At 71.6% G+C, this 16,077-nt stretch carries 7 protein-coding genes; 4 read left to right on the top strand and 3 right to left on the bottom strand.

The features are described from left to right. Positions 1 to 15: 15 nt before the first annotated feature. Entirely contained in the window at positions 16 to 4,137 is a 4,122-nt protein-coding gene (locus tag ACFVWW_RS23800; RefSeq protein ID WP_389680028.1) for a type I polyketide synthase, read from the bottom strand. Between the two features lie 376 nt (positions 4,138 to 4,513). On the opposite strand from ACFVWW_RS23800, the gene ACFVWW_RS23795 reads away from it, so the two are divergent. The 4 genes from ACFVWW_RS23795 (at position 4,514) to ACFVWW_RS23780 (ending at position 8,475) form a co-directional block, all read left to right on the top strand. Continuing rightward, positions 4,514 to 5,908 carry a glycosyltransferase gene (locus ACFVWW_RS23795; protein WP_384189130.1) on the top strand — a complete coding sequence of 465 codons (1,395 nt, stop codon included), beginning with the start codon at positions 4,514 to 4,516 and terminating at the stop codon, positions 5,906 to 5,908. A gap of 12 nt (positions 5,909 to 5,920) precedes the next feature. After that, on the top strand, positions 5,921 to 6,979 hold the full coding sequence (locus ACFVWW_RS23790; RefSeq protein ID WP_384189131.1) for a DegT/DnrJ/EryC1/StrS family aminotransferase: 1,059 nt from the start codon (positions 5,921 to 5,923) through the stop codon (positions 6,977 to 6,979). Between the two features lie 63 nt (positions 6,980 to 7,042). After that, positions 7,043 to 8,218, top strand: coding sequence for a cytochrome P450 (locus tag ACFVWW_RS23785; protein WP_384189132.1), 1,176 nt, complete (start codon positions 7,043 to 7,045; stop codon positions 8,216 to 8,218). A gap of 62 nt (positions 8,219 to 8,280) precedes the next feature. Further along, positions 8,281 to 8,475, top strand: a complete 195-nt coding sequence (locus ACFVWW_RS23780; protein WP_384189134.1) for a ferredoxin — start codon at positions 8,281 to 8,283, stop codon at positions 8,473 to 8,475. 80 nt (positions 8,476 to 8,555) lie between these two features. On the opposite strand, the gene ACFVWW_RS23775 is transcribed toward ACFVWW_RS23780, so the two are convergent. Next, the gene (locus tag ACFVWW_RS23775) at positions 8,556 to 9,740 is read right to left on the bottom strand and encodes a cytochrome P450 (protein WP_384189136.1); all 1,185 of its coding nucleotides are present in this window, start codon (positions 9,738 to 9,740) and stop codon (positions 8,556 to 8,558) included. A 137-nt stretch (positions 9,741 to 9,877) separates the two neighbouring features. Then, positions 9,878 to 16,051, bottom strand: a complete 6,174-nt coding sequence (locus ACFVWW_RS23770) for a type I polyketide synthase (protein WP_389680025.1) — start codon at positions 16,049 to 16,051, stop codon at positions 9,878 to 9,880. Between the last annotated feature and the right edge of the window lie 26 nt (positions 16,052 to 16,077).

Below are 16,077 nucleotides of genomic sequence, written 5' to 3'. Positions count from 1 at the left end.
GAAAGCAACAATTCGTTATGTGGTTTCGAACTCTTCATCGATGATGTCGAGCAGCCTGTCGACCGACACCGTCTCGATGTCCTCGCCCGAAGAGCGCATTGCGGATGGCGCGGATTGTCGTAGCGTGTAAACGATTTTCTCCAGGCGGTCCGCGATCCCCTGGCGTTCGGAACCGTCCGCCGGCACTGATTGCATGACAGCCTCGAACCTGGCGAGTTCGTCGTCCGCCGAACCCGTCGCGGCGGTGGCGGGGGCGGTGAGGTTGGCCGACAGATACTCGGCCACCAGAACCGGGGTCGGGAAGTTGAATACGAGCGTGCTGGGGAGCCGCCGGCCGGTGAGGGCATTGAGCCGGTCGCAGAGTTCGACCCCCGCCAGTGAGTCGAATCCCATTTCCTTGAAGACCTGCTGGGCGCCGACGGCGTCCGGGCTGCCGTGGCCGAGCACCGCGGCGGCCTCGGTCCGTACCAGATCCAGCAGATGGCGGGCCCGCTTGCTCTCCGGCATGCCTTCCAGCCGGGTCACCAGCGTGGGCGCTTCGCTGCCCGCCATGCCGGGCTTCGCCGCCGCCGGCCGGGTGGTCCGCGGTCCTTCGGCCGGTGTCGCGGTCCCGCTGTGGGCCTCCCGCAGGGCGGGGGCCTTCTCCTCCTCCGACAACGGGCGTACGCGCAGCGCCTCGACCGAGAGCACCGGCGCCCCGCAGACGTCGGCGGCCAGCAGCGACATCGCGTCGTCGTCGCGCGGGGAGAGCCGTATCCGCAGCGCCGAGGCGCCGAAGGCGTGCAGGGACACCCCCTGCCAGCAGAGCGGGAGACTGCCGCCGTCCGTCATGGCCGCGTGCCGGGCCGCGTCGAGCAGGGCGGGATGCAGACCGTACGACTCCGCGTCCGGCACCCCGGAGGGCAGCGCGGCCTCGGCGTAGATCTCGTCGCCGCGCCGCCACAGCGCCCGCAGCCCCTGGAAGAGCGGGCCGTAGTCGAAGCCGCTGTCGGCCAGCCGCTCGTAGTGGTCTTCGAGGTCCACCGGCACCGCGCCCTCCGGCGGCCAGACGCCCGCGCCGAGTCCGGGCTCCGGCGCGGTCTCGTCCGAGCCGGGTGTCAGCACACCGGTCGCGTGCTGCGTCCACGGCTCGTTCACCGCGCCCTCCGGCCTGGAGTGGATGGTGACGACGCGCCAGCCGATCCCGTCCGCCGCGCTGACGCGTATCTGGATCCGGGCCGCGCCGTGTTCGGGCAGGACGAGGGGTTCGGTCAGGACCAGCTGCTCGATCCGGTCGCAGCCGACCTCGTCGCCGGCGCGGACGACCAGTTCCAGGAAGGCCGTGCCCGGCAGCAGGATCCGCCCCGCGATCACGTGGTCGGCCAGCCAGGGGTGCGAGCGCGCCGAGAGGGTGCCGGTGAACACCAGGCCCTCGCCGTCGGCGAGTTCCAGCGTGGCGCATAGCAGGGGGTGGCCGGTCGCGCCCGCGCCGGAGCCGCCGGTGCCGTCCGCCGGCGCGGCCGGCCAGAAGCGCTCGTGCTGGAAGGCGTACGTCGGCAGATCGACCCGCCGGGCCGCCAGGTCCGCGAAGAAGCTGCGCCAGTCGACCGGCACACCGGCGGTGTGCAGCCGGCCCAACGCGGTGACCAGGGCGGTTTCCTCGGTACGGTCCTTGCGCAGAGCGGGCACGACGGTCATGCGCGGGGCCGCCTCGCCCAGGCTGCCCTGGGCCATCGCGGACAGCACGCCGCCGGGCCCCAGTTCCAGCAGGACGTCCACGTTCTCGTCCAGGAGCGCCGTGATCCCGTCGGCGAAGCGGACCGCCTGCCGTACATGCTCCACCCAGTACTCGGGGGTGCTCAGCTGCCCGGTGGACAGCTCGCCGGTGAGATTAGAGATCACGGGTACGGCCGGCTCGTGGAAGGCCAGTCCCTCCACGACGTGCCGGAAGTCCGCGAGCATCGGATCCATCAGCGGGGAGTGGAAGGCGTGCGACACCGACAGCCGGTTCGTCTTGCGCGCCAGTCCGGTGAAGTGTGCGGCGATCTCCAGGACCGCGCTCTCCTCGCCCGCGACCACCACGGACTCGGGTCCGTTGACCGCGGCGACGGACACCTCGTCCGCGCGCCCGGCGAGCAGCGGCAGGACCTCGTCCTCGGCGGCCTGCACGGCCACCATCGCCCCGCCCGGGGGCAGCGCCTGCATCAGTGAGGCGCGCGCCGCGACCAGCCGGCAGGCGTCGGCCAGCGAGAAGACTCCGGCCACATGCGCGGCCGCGATCTCGCCGATCGAGTGGCCGCCCACGACAGCGGGGCGTACGCCGAGGGACTCCATCAGGCGGAACAGCGCCACCTCGATGGCGAACAGGGCGGGCTGGGTCCAGCCGGTACGGTTCAGCCGCTCCGGGTCGTCACCCCACATGACCGCGCGCAGCGGGCGGTCGAGGTACGCGTTCAGTTCGGACTCCACCGCGTCCAGGGCGTCGGCGAACGCCGGGAAACGCTCGTACAGTTCGCGTCCCATACCGAGCCGCTGGCTGCCCTGGCCGGGGAAGAGCACCGCTGTGGCGCCGTCGCCGGCCACGCCGCGGGCCGCTTCGCCCACGCTCCGCGCCTCGCCGGGCGCGAGGGAGGGGAGCAGCACGGCCCGGTGGCGCAGCGCCGCCCGGCCCGTCGCCAGCGAGAAGCCGACATCCACCGGGCTGAGCCCGGGGTGGCCGTCCACGAAGGAGGTGAGGCGGGCCAGTTGGGCGTCGAGGGCCGCCTCGGTCCTGGCCGATACGAGCCATGGCACGACGGCGGGCGCCGTTTCGGGCTCGCTGGCGGGCGGGGCGGGCGGGCCTGTCCGCGGCTCGGCCGCCGGGGCCTGCTCGATGATCATGTGGGCGTTGGTGCCGCTGATGCCGAAGGACGACACCCCCGCCCGGCGCGGACGCCCGTCCTCGCCCCACAGGACCGGCTCGGTCAGCAACTCCACGGCGCCGCTCGCCCAGTCCACCTGGGACGTCCGCTTGTTCACATGCAGGGTGCGCGGCATCAGCCCGTACCGCATGGCCATCACCATTTTGATGACGCCCCCGACACCGGCGGCCGCCTGGGCGTGCCCGATGTTCGACTTGAGGGAGCCGAGCCACAGCGGGCGTCCGGGGGCGCGGCCCTGGCCGTACGTGGCCAGCAGCGCCTGCGCCTCGATCGGGTCGCCGAGCTTCGTACCGGTGCCGTGCGCCTCCACCACGTCGACCTCGGCCGGGGAGAGGCCCGCATCGGCCAGCGCCTGACGGATCACCCGCTCCTGAGCCTGGCCGCTCGGTGAGGTCAGCCCGTTCGACGCGCCGTCCTGGTTGGTGGCGGAGCCGCGGATGACGGCGAGGACGGGGTGCCCGTTGGCCCGTGCGTCGGACAGGCGTTCCAGCACCACGATGCCCACGCCCTCGGCCCAGGCGGTGCCGTCCGCGTCGTCGGAGAACACCTTGCAGCGGCCGTCGGGTGCCAGGCCGCCCTGCCGGGAGTAGCCGACGAATCCCACCGGGGTGGACATCACCGTGACGCCCCCGGCCAGGGCCATCGAGCACTCCCCCGAGCGCAGCGAACGCGCCGCCCAGTGCAGGGCCACCAGCGAGGAGGAGGAAGCGGTGTCCACCGTGATCGCCGGTCCTTCGAGACCGAGGGTGTAGGCGAGCCGCCCGGAGGCGACGCTGGGCGAGAGGCCGGTCATGGCGTGGCCTGCCAGGTCCTCCCGCGAGCGCTGGGTGACGGTGGCGTAGTCCTGGCCGTTGGTGCCGACGAACACGCCGGTCCTGCTGCCGCGCAGCGACAGCGGGTCGATCCCGGCCCGTTCGACGGCCTCCCACGACGTTTCCAGCACCAGACGCTGCTGCGGGTCCGTGGACACCGCCTCGCGGGGCGACATACCGAAGAAGCCGGCGTCGAAGTCGGCCGCCTCGTGGAGGAATCCTCCCTCGCGGGTCACGCTGCGGCCGGGTCCTTCGCCGGCGAGCGTGTCCAGGTCCCAGCCGCGGTCCGCCGGGAAGCCGGAGATCGCGTCGCGGTCCGTCAGGACCAGATCCCACAGCTCCTCGGGGGAGCGCACGCCGCCCGGATAGCGGCACGCCATCCCGACGACCACTACCGGGTCTTCGTCGGCTCCGATCGTCATCACGTTGCACACCCCTAGGGAAAGTCGGGCCACGGACATCTCTCCGTGCCGGATCGTATGGGCGGCAAGGCTGTACTTTTCCCTAAGGAATTCGCCGGATCCCCCGCCGGTCATTGCGCGGCGGCGCGCGGACGGCTCGTACAGCACGCACAAAGTCGCGGGACGGCACGAAGACTAGGGATTCTCCGGAACGTGGTGTGAGACCAAGTTACTGTCCCGCTTCATCGCGCGGCGCGCCCGTCGATGCCGGCCGGCGCCGGTCCCCTCGGGACGGCGCGGACCGGGGGGCGGCGGCGATGAACGCGGCCACCCGGCGACCGGCCGTGTGTGTACGCGTGGCACCGAGCCATCGGACTGCCACTTCCGAAGGGTGTTGTCCATGGACTCGATTCGGCGGCCGATCCTGTTCGTCAGCTATGCCGAAAGCGGTCTCCTCAACCCGCTGCTCGTGCTGGCGGAGGAATTGTCACGTCGCGGAGTGGAAGACCTGTGGTTCGCGACGGATGAGAAAGGACGCTCCGATATCGGAGCGGTCGAAGTCAAAACCCCTGTCGAGTTCGCGTCCCTCGGCGAGGTCGTGTCCGAGATGTCGGCCGTCACCTGGGACGACGAGACGTATCGGGAGGTGACCCAGCGTTCGCGGTTCAAGGCGCATCGCGCGGTCATCAAGCACTCGTTCGCGCCGCGGTCGCGGGTCGAGAAGTACCGGCGTCTGGAAGCCGTCGTCGACGAGGTCAAGCCGGCGCTGATGGTGATCGAGAGCATGTGCCAGTTCGGTTATGAACTGGCCATCACCAAGAAGATTCCCTTCGTGCTGGGCGTGCCGTTCGTGCCCAGCAATGTGCTCACGTCGCACGTGCCCTTCGCCAAGTCCTACACCCCGGGCGGCTTCCCGGTGCCGCACTCCGGTCTTCCGCTGGACATGAGCTTCCCGCAGCGGGTGGCCAACCAGCTGTTCCGGCTGCGGACGCTGGGGATGTTCATGACCTCTTCGATGCGGAAGGTGGTCGAGGAGGACAACCAGATCCGCGAGGAGCTGGGGATCGCGCCCGAGGCACGCGCGATGATGGCCAGGATCGACCATGCCGAGATGGTGCTGTGCTACTCGGTGCCCGAACTGGACTACCCCTTCCCCGTGCCGGACAAGATGCGACTGGTCGGCGCCATGGTGCCGCCGCTGCCGCAGGCACCGGACGACGACGGCCTCTCCGACTGGCTCGCCGCCCAGGACTCCGTCGTCTACATGGGGTTCGGCACGATCACCAGGCTGACGCGTGAGCAGGTCGGCGCGCTGGTGGAGGTCACACGGCGGCTGTCGGACCGGCACGCGGTCCTGTGGAAACTGCCCAGGGAACAGCAGCACCTGCTGCCGGAGGATCTGCCGGACAATCTGCGGATCGAGAGCTGGGTTCCCTCGCAGCTCGATGTCCTGGCCCATCCGAACGTCAAGGTCTTCTTCACCCACGCGGGCGGCAACGGCTATCACGAGGGGCTGTACTTCGGTAAGCCGCTGGTGGTGCGGCCGCTCTGGGTGGACTGCGACGACCAGGCCGTCCGCGGCCAGGACTTCGGCGTCAGCCTGACCCTCGACCGTCCGGAGACCGTCGATCCGGACGATGTGTACGACAAGCTCACCCGGGTGCTCGACGACAGCGCGTTCCGCGAGCGCGCGGAGCACTTCGGAGAGCTTCTGCGCGCGGCGGGCGGCCGGAGTTCGGCGGCGGACCTGCTGCTCGGCCTCCCGGTACTCGCCACAGCACCCGCTACTCACTGATCGGGGCATCCCATGTCTTTCACCCATCCGGTTTCCAAACCCTGGCTCGGCGGGCGTGAGCTCGAGTATGTGACCGAGGCCGTCAGCGACGGCTGGATCTCGTCGCAGGGGCCCTATGTCCGGCGGTTCGAGGAGGAGTTCGCCCGGTACAACGGGGTGGCGCACGGCGTCGCCTGTTCCTCGGGTACGACGGCGCTCACCCTTGCCCTGCGGGCGCTCGGCATCGGTCCCGGCGACGAGGTGATCGTCCCCGAGTTCACGATGATCGCGAGTGCCTGGGCGGTCACCTATGTGGGCGCGACCCCCGTCTTCGTGGACTGCGGGGACGACCTGAACATCGATGTCTCGCTCATCGAGGAGAAGATCACCGCCAGGACCAAGGTGATCATGCCCGTGCACATCTACGGGCGGCGGTGCGACATGGACCAGATCATGGATATCGCCTACGAGTACAACCTGCGTGTCGTGGAGGACTCCGCCGAGGCGCACGGCGTACGGCCGGTCGCCGACATCGCCTGCTTCTCGCTCTTCGCCAACAAGATCATCACCGCCGGCGAGGGCGGTGTCTGTCTCACCAATGACGAGCGGCTGGCCGAGCAGATGGCCCATCTGCGCGCGATGGCCTTCACCAAGGACCACAGCTTCCTGCACAAGAAGCTCGCCTACAACTTCCGTATGACGAGCATGCAGGCGGCCGTCGCCCTGGCGCAGACCGAGCAGCTGGACTCGATCCTGGAGACCCGCCGGGAGATCGAGCGGCGCTACGACGAGGGGCTGCGGGGCGTCGACGGGATCACGCTGATGCCGCCGCGCGACGTGCTGTGGATGTACGACCTGCGCGCGGAACGCCGTGAGGAGCTGCGTGCCTTCCTCGCGGCCGAGGGCGTCGAGACCCGGCTGTTCTTCAAGCCGATGAGCCGGCAGCCCGGCTACTACGACGCGGACTGGCCGTCGCTGAACGCCAGCCGTTTCAGCGAGGACGGCTTCTATCTGCCGACCCATACCGGGCTGACCAAGGACGACCAGGAATTCATCACGGAGAAGGTCCGTGCGTTCTACGGCGCCTCGTGAGCCCCGCGAGGGAGTACGACACGGACGACACGGGAAGTTCCGATCCTCAGAGGAACCTAAAAGATGACAACTACTGACAGGTGCCCGGTCGCCTTCCCGCTGCGGCGGCCCGGCCAGACCTTTCCGCCGCCGGAGTACGCGGACTTCCGCGCGCAGGACGGCCTCGTACAGACGACGCTGCCCTCCGGGGTCCGGGTATGGCTGGTGACGCGGCACGAAGACGTACGTACGGTGCTCACCGATCCGCGGATCAGCTCCAACCCCTCGCACCCGGGTTTCCCCCGGGCGGCGAAGACCGGCGGTGTCCCGTCCCAGGACGAGGTGCCCGGCTGGTTCGTGGCGCTGGACCCGCCGGAGCACGGCAGGTTCCGCAAGACGCTGATTCCCGAGTTCACGGTGCGCAAGGTCAGGGAGATGCGGCCGGCGATCCAGCAGATCGTCGACGAGCGCATCGACGCCATGCTCGCGGCGGGCAACACCGCCGATCTGATCGCCGACTTCGCGCTGTCCGTGCCGTCGCTGGTGATCTCCAGTCTGCTCGGCGTGCCCAACGCGGACCGCGACTTCTTCGAGACGAAGACCCGGGTCCTGGTCACGCTGACCTCCACGGACGAGCAGCGCCAGGCGGCGTCCATGGCGCTGCTGCGCTATCTCAACCGGCTGATCACCATCAAGCAGAAGCGGCCGGGCGACGACCTCATCAGTCAACTGCTGGGCGAGGGGACGCTGAGCAAGCAGGAACTGTCCGGCGTGTCGATGCTCCTGCTGATCGCGGGGCACGAGACGACGGCGAACAACATCGGCCTCGGGGTGGTCACCCTGCTGACCAATCCGAAGTGGATCGGCGACGAGCGGGCGGTGGAGGAGCTGCTGCGCTACTACTCGGTGGCCGACCTGGTGGCCTTCCGGGTGGCCGTCGAGGATGTGGAGATCGGCGGTCAGCTGATCAAGGCGGGCGAGGGCATCGTGCCGCTGGTGGCCGCGGCCAACCATGACGGGACCGTCTTCGACCGTCCCGACGAGTTCGACCCCGGCAGGTCGGCCCGCTCGCATGTGGCGTTCGGGTATGGCGTGCACCAGTGCCTCGGACAGAATCTGGTCCGGGTCGAGATGGACATCGCCTACCGGACGCTGTTCGAGCGGATCCCCTCGCTGGAGCTGGCGGTGCCGGTCGAAGAACTGCCGCTCAAGTACGACGGAGTGCTGTACGGGTTGCACGAGCTGCCCGTCCGCTGGTAGGACCGGCAGGCGATCATGGGCGGCCCCCGGCAAGACCGTAAGCAACCGACGGAGGAATGATGGTGCAGATCAGCGTGGACACCGACCGCTGTGTCGGAGCGGGACAGTGCGTGCTGTCGGCTCCCGATGTCTTCGACCAGGACGACAACGGGATCGTCATGGTCCTGGAGGAGCCGTCGGACGATCCGGCGCGGGACGCGGCGCGGCAGGCGGGCCTGATCTGCCCGTCACAGGCGATCACCGTACGGGAGAGCTGAGCGGCTCCCGCCTATACAACGGGCGCTGCCCCCACCGTCGGTGGGGGCAGCGCCCGTTGGCGCTGTCGCGCGGGACCGCGCTACCAGCTGACCGGCAGCTCGGTGAGGCCGGCGGAGAGCTGGCCGCCCAGCACCTGGAGCTCCTCGACCGGGAGCGCGAGGCTCAGCTCGGGCAGCCGGGTGAAGAGCAGGGTGTACGCGGTCCTCAGCTGCATCCGGGCCAGCGGGGCGCCGATGCAGTGCCACATCCCATGACCGAACGTCAGATGCGGGTTGGGGGACCGGGTGATGTCGAACAGCTCGGGTTCGTCGAAGACCCGCGTGTCGAAGTTGGAGAGGGTGAAGTCCAGCAGGACCAGGTCACCGGTGCGGATGGTGACGCCGCTGATCTCCACGTCGTCGGTGGCGTACCGCGGGAGCACCGAGCCGCCGGCCTTGGCGGACCGCAGGATCTCCTCCACCGCGCCCGCCATCAGCTTCGGGTCGCCCATGGCCGCCGCGCGCTGCTCGGGGTAGAGGGTGAACAGCACCACGCCGAGGTCGACATGGCTGGCGACGGCTTCCAGTCCGGCGAACAGGACCCCGGCCGCGACCGGCCCGATACGCTCGTCGGAGGGCTCGCTCACACACAGCCGTGAGATCACGTCGTCGCCGGGCTCGGCCCTCTTCCGGCCGGCCAGCTCCACCAGGTAGCCGAAGAGGTCCTGCTGCCCGCCCTGGACGGTGTCCGGGTCGTCGAGACCGCCCATCCGGGACAGATGGCTGACGAGCAGACCGTGGTCCTCGGTGGGGACGCCGATCAGTTCGCAGAGGACGGCCAGCGAGAACGGCAGCGAGAACTGGCTGTGCAGATCGGCGGGCGGGCCCTGGGCGATGAAGTTCGCCAGCACGCCCTCGGCGATGGCCTCCACCTTCGGCATCATGTTGAGCACGCGCCGGGCCGAGAAGTTCGGGGTGAGCAGCGCCCGGGTCTCGGTGTGCAGCTTCCTGGCCAGTTCGGCGTCGTCGCTGACGAGCATGTCGAGGAAGGGGTTGTGGACATAGCGCGGGGCGGTGGCCGGGGTGGCGTGCGCCCGTCCCAGCCGCTCGTCGCGGAGCAGTTCCTTGAGTTCGGCGTGGCGGGTCACCAGCCATCCCTCGTCACCGGCGGGGGTGCGCACCTTGCACACGGGGTTCTCGGCCTGGAGCTCGCGCAGCAGCGGGCTCAGCCGCAGCACGGACTGCTGCTGGCCCTTGAGCGAGGGCAGCTCTTGGGATGTGGTCATGGGGATTCTCCTCTGGACGGTGGTGCGTGTGTGCTGGGCCCCGACCGCCCACGGACCGGGACCGGGCCGGGGCGGCCCCCGGTGTGTGTCGGTGCGTGCGGTCCCGGCGGCGCGGCCCCGCCGCCAGGACCGCACGGTTACGCCTCGGTGGCCGGCAGGCCGTCGAGCCACTCCTCGATGGTCCGCGCGGTCAGCGCGGAGTGTTCCTTGGCGAGCGACAGGTGGTTGGCCTCGATCTCACGGATCTCGTTCGCGGGAACCCCCGCGGTGTCGAACAGGAAGCCGTCCAGCGACTCCATGCACCGGACGAGGAGCGTGGGCGCGCTGGTGGGCACCGACTCGATGTCGGTCATCGCCATGAACCAGTGCGCCATCGCGGACAGCCTGGCGCTGTTCAGCGTCACCGACGGCGAGTCGATGTCGGCGAGGTAGTACCGGGTGGTCCTGTCCAGGTCCTTGCCCTCGCCCACCCGGTAGCGGATGGACGCGGTGTCCAGCAGGATCACCGCCTCGGGCGTGATCCCCCAGGTCTCCTCCAGCACCCCGGCGGCCAGATAGGCGAGCGAGCCGCCCGTCGAGTGCCCCACCAGGACGAAGGGTTCGCCGTCACTGGCGTGCAAGGCGCTCTCCGCCACGATGCGGGCCGCGGCCTCGCTGGTGGCCGGCAGCGACTCACCGGGGGCGAACCCCATGAGCGGCAGCGCGGAGACATGCCGCTTGCCGCGGAAGTGCGCCGCGATGCGCGCGTACTGGTGGACGCCGCCGGTGGCGCCGGGGGCGCTGACGAAGACCAGCCTCGGGTTGCTCGGGCCGTCCGCCAGGACGACGGGCGCCGACAGTTCCTCCAGGTCGGCGGGGGTCTCGAAGGTGGGCCGCGTGTTGGCGACCGCCTTCAGCATGCGCATGCCCTCGACCATCTTCCCGCCCTTGACCGCGGCGTAGAAGAGACCTTCCAGCGTCTCGTCCATGCTCGCGGCCGGCCGCGCGGCGGCGGCGGAGGTGCCGCTCGCGGTGGACGGGGCGAGCTGTCCCGCGAGCTCGCCGTGCAGCCAGCGGGCGAGCTTCATGGGCGTCCCGTTGTCGAACACCACCGAGCTGGGGAGCCGCAGGCCGAGCGCGTCGGAGAGCTGGTTGCGCAGCCCGACGGAGACCAGCGAGTCGAAGCCCAGCTCCAGGAAGCCGCGTTCGGGGTCGACCCCGCTGGGGTCGCGGTGCCCGAGCAGACCGGCGGAGTAGCCCACCACGAGTTCGATGAGCAGGTTCTCCTGCTCGGCCGCGCCGAGGTGCCGCAGCCGCTCCCGCAGGGTGACCGGCGAGCGGTCGGCCGCGGCGGCCGAGCGCCGGGTACGGGGCACCAGCTCGCGCCAGAGCGCCGGCAGCGCCTGCTGTTCCTGGAGTCCGGCCACATTGAGCCGGGTCGGGACCACCGTCGTACGGCCGCGGGCGGTGGCGGCGTCGAAGAGCGCGAGGCCCTGCTCCATGGCCAGCGGCGGCATACCGCCGCGGGCCATCCGCTCCAGGTCGGTGGCGCTGACATGGCTGGTCATGCCACTGCCCTGCTCCCATGGCCCCCACGCGAGGGACACCGCGGGCAGCCCCAGGCCGGCGCGGTGCTGGGCGAGCGCGTCGAGGAACGCGTTGGCCGCCGCGTAGTTGCCCTGGCCGGGGCTGCCCAGCACACCGGAGATGGAGGAGTAGAGCACGAACGCGGACAGGTCGAGGTCGCGGGTCGCCTCGTGCAGATACCAGGCGGCATCCACCTTCGGCCGCATCACGCGCTCCAGCAGTTCCGGCGTCAGCGAGCCGGTCAGCGCGTCGCCCAGCACCCCGGCGGTGTGCACCACCGCGGTCAGCGGACGCTCGGCGGGCACACCCGCCAGCAGCGCGGTCACCGCGTCCCGGTCCCCCAGGTCGCAGGCGACCGCGGCGGCTTCCGCGCCCTGCTCGGCGAGGGCCGCGAGCAGCTCCGCCGCGCCCGGCGCCGCCGGTCCGCGCCGGCTGGCCAGCAGCAGATGCCGTACGCCGTGCTCGGCGACCAGGTGCCGCGCCAGCTCCCCGCCGAGGCCACCGGTACCACCGGTGATCAGTACGGTGCCCTCGCGGTCCCAGGCCGGCCCCGCGCCCCCGGCCGGGGAGGCGTCCCCGCTCTCGGGAAGCCGCGTCAGCCGTCCGACGCGGACGGTGTTGGAGCGCACCACCATCTGCTGCTCGTCGAGGGCGAGCAGGCCCGGCAGCACCCCGGCCGACAGGAACGTGTCGTCCATGTCGACCAGCAGGAAGCTGCCCGGGTTCTCCGTCTGCGCCGACCGCACCAGACCCCATACGGCGGCCGCGGCCAGATCCTGGACGTCCTCGCCGTCGAGGGCGACCGCACCGCGGGTGAGGAAGACCATCCGCGATCCCGCCAGCCGCGGCTCGTTCAGCCACTCCTGGATCAGGCCGAGCACCCAGGACGTCAGGGCGCGCACCGACGCGGGCCGGTCCTGGTCCGCGTCGCCGACGACGGGCACCAGGAAGACATCGGGGGCGACCCCGCTGTCGCCGACCGCGCCGGTCAGGGAGTCCGCGTACGCGCTGACGGTCTCGTCCGCGCGGTGCATCGCGTAGCCCAGGTCGAGTTCGTCCGCGCCGACCACCGCCCACCGGGTACCGGTGACGGACGCGGGATCCACCGCGGCGGGCACCCAGTCGACGGCGAACAGCGAACCGCGCTCGGGGCCGCTGCCGGCGGGCGTCGCCTGCGGCTCCCCGGAGGGCGGGCCGAGGACCAGCGAGTCCACCGAGAGCACCGGGGCGCCTGTCGCGTCGACGGCGGTCAGCGCCACCTCGCCGGGACCGGCCGCGGTGATCCGTACCCGCAGGGCGGAGGCGGCGCCGGCGTGCAGGGTGAGACCGCTCCACGACACGGGGACGGTGGCGGCGCCGTCGGCGTCCAGCGCGCCCGCCGCCCGGAGCGCGGCGTCCAGCAGCGCCGGGTGGATACCGAACGCCGCGGCGTCGTCGGCCGCCGAGGGCAGCGACACCTCGGCGAAGACCTCGCTCTCGCGCCGCCATACGCCCGACAGGCCCTGGAACACCGGCCCGTAGGCCAGTCCGGCGTCGGCGAGCCGCGCGTGCAGACCGTCCAGGGGTACGGGGGAAGCGTCGCGCGGCGGCCAGACGGCGGTGTCGAATCCGGCGCTGTCCCCGGCGAGTTCACCCGCCGGTCCGCCGGCTGTCAGCACACCGCGGGCGTGCAGCGTCCAGGGCTGTCCGTCCTGGGCGTCCCGGCCGTCGGGGCGGGAGTGGATGGTCAGCTCGCGGCCCCCCGACTCGTCCGCCGCGCCCACCCGCACCTGTATCGAGACCGCGTCCCGCTCGGTCAGCACGAGCGGGGCGAGCAGCGTCAGTTCCGCCACCCGGTCCTGGCCCGACTGGTCCCCGGCCCGGACGGCGAGTTCCGCGAAGGCCGTGCCCGGCAGCACGATCCGGCCCGAGATCCGATGGTCGGCCAGCCAGGGATGCGACTGCGCCGACAGCCTGCCGGTCAGTACGGTCTCGTCCGCCCCGGCCATCATCATCGCCGCGCCCAGCAGCGGGTGCCCCGCGGCGACCAGGCCGAGGCCCGACGCGTCGCCGGCCGGCATCCGCACCGTGGGCCAGAACCGCTCGCGCTGGAAGGCGTACGTCGGCACGTCCACCCGGCGCGCGCCCGTGCCGGAGAACAGCCCGGCCCAGTCGACGGCCACGCCGTGGGCGTACAGCCCGGCGAGCGCGGTGACGGCGGCGCTCTCCTCGGGGTGGTTCTTGGTGAGGACCGGCACCGCGGTGACGGACGGGTCCTGCACGGACTCCCCCACCAGGGCGGAGAGCACCCCGTCCGGGCCCAGTTCGAGGAAGGTCTTCACGCCGCGCCGGGCGAGCGTCCGCACCCCGTCGCCGAACCGGACCGCCTGCCTGACGTGCCGGACCCAGTACTCGGCGGAGCCGAGCTCGTCGGACGGGGCCAGGTCCCCGGTCAGGTTCGAGACGACGGGTACGGTCGGCTGCTGGAACGACAGCCCCTCCACCACCGCGCGGAACTCGTCGAGCATCGGTTCCATCAGCGGCGAGTGGAACGCGTGGCTGACGGACAGCCGGGTGGTCTTGCGTCCCTCGGCCGCCAGCCGTTCCGCGATCTCCAGCACCGCGTCCTCGTGGCCGGAGATCACCACCGCGTCGGGGCCGTTGACCGCGGCGACCGACACCCGGTCGTCCAGCAGCGCGGTCACCTCGTCCTCGGTGGCCCGTACGGCCACCATCGCCCCGCCGGCCGGCAGCGCCCGCATCAGCCGGGCCCGGGCGGCCACCAGGCGGCAGGCGTCCTCCAGCGAGAACACCCCGGCCGCATGGGCGGCCGTGATCTCACCGATCGAGTGACCGGCCAGGAAGTCCGCCTTGACTCCCCAGGACCTGACCAGCCGGAACAGCGCCACCTCAAGGGCGAACAGCGCCGGCTGGGTGTAGCCGGTGTCATTGAGCAGGACCGCGTCGTCGCCCCAGATCACGTCCCGCAGCGGACGGTCCAGCTCCCCGTCCAGCTGGGTGAGTACGGCGTCCAGCGCCTCGGCGAAGACGGGGAACCGGCCGTACAGCTCGCGGCCCATCCCGAGCCGCTGGGATCCCTGGCCCGAGAACAGCACCGCCAGCGGGCCCTTGGCGGCCACGCCGCGCGCCGCCTGGACGACGTCTGCGCCGAACGCCAGCAGCACCGCCCGGTGCTCGAAGGCGGACCGGGTCGTGGCGAGCGAGAAGCCGACATCGACCGGGTTCCGGCCGGGGCCGGCGTCCGCGAAGGAGCGGATCCGCTCCAGCTGGGCGTCGAGCGCGGCCTCGCTCCTGGCCGACACCGGCCACGGCACGGCCTTCGGCGGCGCGGCCGGCGCCTGGGCGGGCGCGGCGGCGTCGGGCTCGGCCGGTGGGGCCTGCTCGATGAGTACGTGCGCGTTGGTGCCGCTGATCCCGAACGACGAGACGCCGGCGCGGCGCACCCGGTCGCCCTCCGGCCACTCCACCGGCTTCGTCAGCAGCCGTACGCCGCCGGCCGACCAGTCCACGTGCGACGACGGCGCGTCCACATGGAGTGTCTCGGGCAGGACGCCGTTGCGGAGCGCCATCACCATCTTCATCACGCCCGCGACACCCGCCGCCGCCTGGGTGTGACCGAGGTTCGACTTGACCGCGCCCAGCCACAGCGGGCGCTCCGGGTCGCGGTCCTGCCCGTAGGTGGCCAGCAGGGCCCCGGCCTCGATCGGGTCGCCGAGGGTGGTACCCGTACCGTGGGCCTCGACCGCGTCCACGTCTGCCGGGGAGAGCCCGGCGCCGGCCAGGGCCTGGCGGATCACCCGCTGCTGCGAAGGGCCGTTGGGGGCGCTGAGCCCGTTGGACGCGCCGTCCTGGTTGACCGCGCTGCCGCGCAGCACCGCGAGGATCTCGTGCCCGTTGCGCTGGGCGTCCGACAGCCGCTCGACCACCAGCATGCCGACGCCCTCGGACCAGCCGGTACCGTCCGCCGCGTCGGAGAACGCCTTGCAGCGCCCGTCGGGGGCGAGGCCGCCCTGCAGGCTGAACCCGGCGAAGCTCGACGAGGTCGTCATCACGGTCACCCCGCCGGCCAGCGCCAGCGAGCATTCGCCGTTCCGTACGGCCTGCGCGGCGAGGTGCAGCGTCACCAGCGACGAGGAGCAGGCGGTGTCGAGGGTGACCGCGGGCCCTTCGAGACCGAGGACGAAGGACAGCCGGCCGGACATGACGCTGGCCGCGAGGCCGTTGCCCGCGTAGCCGCCCATGTCGTCCTGCGAGGCGAGGACGAGGTGCGCGTAGTCCTGGGAGTTGGTGCCGACGAACACCCCGGTCCTGCTGCCGCGCAGCCCGGCCGGGTCGATGCCCGTACGCTCGATGGCTTCCCAGGACACTTCCAGCAGCAGCCGCTGCTGGGGGTCCATCGCCAGCGCCTCGCGCGGCGAGATCCCGAAGAAGGCGGGGTCGAACTCGGGTGCGTCGTACAGGAAGCCGCCTTCCTGGGTGGCGCTGTGTCCCTCCCCGTCACCGGCGAGCGCCTCCAGGTCCCAGCCGCGGTCGGCGGGGAACCCGGAGATCGCGTCCCGGCCGGAGGCGAGCAGTTCCCACAGGTCCTCCGGGGACCGGACCCCGCCGGGGAACCTGCACGCCATCCCGACGATCGCCACCGGCTCGTGGCGGCCGGATTCGGCCTCCTGGAGGCGTTGGCGGGTCTGGTGCAGGTCCGTCGTGACCCACTTCAGGTATTCGACGAGCTTCTTTTCGTCCGGCATCGTCCGTGAACCTTCCTCAGATGTTT

Source organism: Streptomyces sp. NPDC058198, from assembly GCF_042882605.1.
GTDB lineage: Bacteria > Actinomycetota > Actinomycetes > Streptomycetales > Streptomycetaceae > Streptomyces.
The sequence above is the reverse complement of the archived record's forward strand: the minus strand, read 5'-3'. Positions and strand labels throughout refer to the sequence as shown.